Below are 2,950 nucleotides of genomic sequence, written 5' to 3' on the forward strand. Positions count from 1 at the left end.
CGCCGCGACGGCCAGGGTCGCGGGGGTGGCCAGGGCCGCGGCGGCCAGCAGGGCGAGCGCGGCGGTGGGGCGGCCGACCCGCCGGGATATCAGGGGTGACACGTGCGTCCTCCGATCGGGGCCCGTGCGTGAGGGGATCACACGGGGGTTGAACGCAACATGCCAGAACAGCAAGCATTTGGGGAAGGCTTTACGCGTGACCTGTTGTCACAAACGTGTCAACATTTGATGTCTCCCCGATTGCCCCTGTCATTCCGGTCATCCCCACCTCTACGACACCCGTGCCACCGGCACGCCCCAGCTGCCCGAGGACAGCCGGATCGGCCGCACCGTGGATCCGGCCGAATCCGCTGTCGGCGGACAGCCCCGGAACGGACCCGGCCGCCCGCCAGGATGGCCGGATGGGCCATCACACAGCGGTACGCCGACTCGACCTGGGCTATTTCGTCCGCCCCGCCTCGGAGACCGGTGGCCCCCGGCCACGCGTCGAACCCGTGCTCGCCTATCTGGTCCGGCACGACCAGGGACTCGTCCTCTTCGACACCGGTGTCGGTGCCGCCGACCCCGGGACCGAGGCCCACTACCGACCCCGGCGCAGGCCGCTGGAGGGCGCCCTCGCCGCCGCGGGAGTCACCCTCGCGGACGTCTCCCTGGTCGTGAACTGCCACCTCCACTTCGACCACTGCGGCGGGAACCCGCTGCTGAGCGGCACACCGATCCTGGTCCAGACCGTGGAGTTGGCCACTGCCCGCCGCGGCGGCTACACCATCGACGAACTCGTCGACTTCCCCGGTGCGACCTACGAGGAGGTCGACGGCGAGGCCGAGATCCTCCCGGGAATCCGGATCCTCCCCACCCCCGGGCACACCGACGGGCACCAGTCGCTCGTGGTCCAACGGGACGACGGCAGCGTGGTCCTGGCCGGCCAGGCGTACGACTTCGCGTCCGAGTTCGCATCGGACCACCTGGCCCGCCATGCGGCCCGCCAAGGCGTGGAACAGCCGCTCCCCGACTACCGGCCCTGGCTGGACCGACTCGGCGACTTCGACCCGCGACGGGTCCTCTTCGCCCACGACTGCTCGGTCTGGGAACCGCCCCACCGGGGCGGCTGGGACCACCCGCCCCGGGCACTGCCTCGTCACCCCGGACGGGACTGACGCCGTCGCAGCGATCGGCCGGAGCTCGTCGGCCGAGATGCTTCAAGCTTTCACTGTTCTGGCTTGATGCTTTGCCCTGGGTAGCATGACCGCATGACACCGCCCCCCGATGCGTCGGACGAACGGGTCCGGGCCGAACGGGCCCTCTGCGGCCTGGTGAACGGACTCGCCCAGCGGATCGGCGACCATCTGCGGGAGCACGCCGCCGGGCTCGGGCTCACGGCGGCCCAGGCCACCGCGCTGCGCGAGCTGAACGGCCCGCTGACGATGCGTGAACTCGCCGGGCGGATGGGCTGCGAGCCCTCCAACGCCACCTTCGTCGTCGACCGGCTGGAACGGCAGGGGCTGGTCGAACGGCGCCCCCATCCCACCGACCGGCGCGCGCGACACCTCGTCCTCACCCCCGCGGGCAGCGGGCTGCGGGAACGGCTGCTGGCCCTGCTCGCCGCCGACTCACCGCTGGCCGGGCTGGGCCCGGAGCAGCGGCTGGCGCTCCAGGAACTGCTCGAACAGGCCCTCGCCCGGCCCTGACCGTCCCCGTCCCCGAACCGGGCCGGGGACGGTCAGGACGACCGGCGCCTCAGACGGCGCGCAGGTGGGACTTCACGACGTCCAGCACGGCGGTCCGCTCGGGGGTCAGGTAGAAGTGCCCACCGGGGAAGACCTTCAGATCGAACCCGCCGGTGGTGTGCGCGGCCCAGTTGCCCGCCTGGTCGAGGGTCACCTGCGGGTCGTTGTCGCCGGTCAGGGAGGTCACCGGCACCCGGACCAGATCCTCCGGCGCGGCCACATAGGTCTCGACGGCCGTGTAGTCGCCGCGCAGCGAGGGCAGGATCATCTCCCTCAACTCGGGGTCGGCCAGCAGGCGTTCGTCGGTGCCGCCGAGCCTGGCCAGCTCTGCCAGCAGACCCTCGTCGGGCAGCAGGTGCACCCCGGAGTCGCGCGGCTCGGACGGCGCCCGGCTGCCCGAGACGCACAGCCGCACCGGACCGGCCACCTGGTCGCGCTCGAACCGGCGGGTCACCTCGAAGGCGATGGCCGCCCCCATGCTGTGCCCGAACAGGACCAGCGGACGGTCCGCCCACGGCCGCAGCGCGGCGTAGACCCGGTCGGCCAGCTCGGGCAGCGAGTCGAGCGCCCGCTCGTCGATCCGGTCGAGCCGACCGGGGTACTGGGCGGCGAGCACGTCGGCGTACGGCGACAGCTCGGCCGACCAGTCCCGGAAGAAGCCCGCCGAGCCGCCCGCGTGCGGGAACATCACGACCCGGACGGGCGCCGTGTCGAACGGATGAAAACGGCGGAACCAGAGGCTGTCGGTGACGGCGGTGGGGCCGGGCATAAGGTGCGCTCCCTCGCGACTGACTGATCGGCAGGACGGTCTACCCGCACAGTCTCTCCGGCCGACCCGCACCCACGTCAACCGCCCACCGGAAGGGGATCGTCCGGCCACGGTCCATCGGCGGCTCCCGGCCGGTCCGGAAAGCCGCCCCCAGGGCCCGTCCCGGCGACCTCCGATCAGCCCTCGGTCAGCCCCGGTCAGCCTTCGGTCAGCCCCGGTCAGCCCCCGGTCAGCCCCCGGTCAGTCCGCGGCCACCGCGTCACGGCCGAACCGCGCCTCGGCCGCCCGCGACCGGGACCGGCCGTCCAGCAGCAGCACCGACGCCGCCTCCGGCACCGGCGTCCCCGCAGTTCCCCGGGTGTGCGCGGTGAGCGCCGCGAGCAGTTGGTCCAGGCCCCGACGGTGGCGGGCGAAGACCCGGTTCGAGGCCCAGCGGCCGCGGGCCCGCTGACCC

The 2,950-nt window shown here is 73.1% G+C and carries 3 protein-coding genes and 1 pseudogene; 2 read left to right on the top strand and 2 right to left on the bottom strand.

Annotated features, from left to right (window positions below; all coding sequences use genetic code 11):
- Positions 1-401 precede the first annotated feature (401 nt).
- The gene (locus VR45_RS09260; RefSeq protein ID WP_045939197.1) at positions 402-1,157 is read left to right on the top strand and encodes an N-acyl homoserine lactonase family protein; all 756 of its coding nucleotides are present in this window, start codon (positions 402-404) and stop codon (positions 1,155-1,157) included.
- 93 nt (positions 1,158-1,250) lie between these two features.
- On the top strand, positions 1,251-1,688 hold the full coding sequence (locus VR45_RS09265) for a MarR family transcriptional regulator (RefSeq protein ID WP_045939198.1): 438 nt from the start codon (positions 1,251-1,253) through the stop codon (positions 1,686-1,688).
- A 49-nt stretch (positions 1,689-1,737) separates the two neighbouring features.
- Here the strand turns inward: VR45_RS09265 and VR45_RS09270 are convergent, their stop codons facing one another.
- Positions 1,738-2,496 carry an alpha/beta fold hydrolase gene (locus VR45_RS09270; protein WP_045939199.1) on the bottom strand — a complete coding sequence of 253 codons (759 nt, stop codon included), beginning with the start codon at positions 2,494-2,496 and terminating at the stop codon, positions 1,738-1,740.
- A 240-nt stretch (positions 2,497-2,736) separates the two neighbouring features.
- Positions 2,737-2,950: pseudogene (locus VR45_RS09275) on the bottom strand (ATP/GTP-binding protein); the annotation flags it as partial.

This window comes from Streptomyces sp. NRRL S-495, from assembly GCF_000966955.1.
Taxonomy (GTDB): Bacteria; Actinomycetota; Actinomycetes; order Streptomycetales; family Streptomycetaceae; genus Kitasatospora; species Kitasatospora purpeofusca.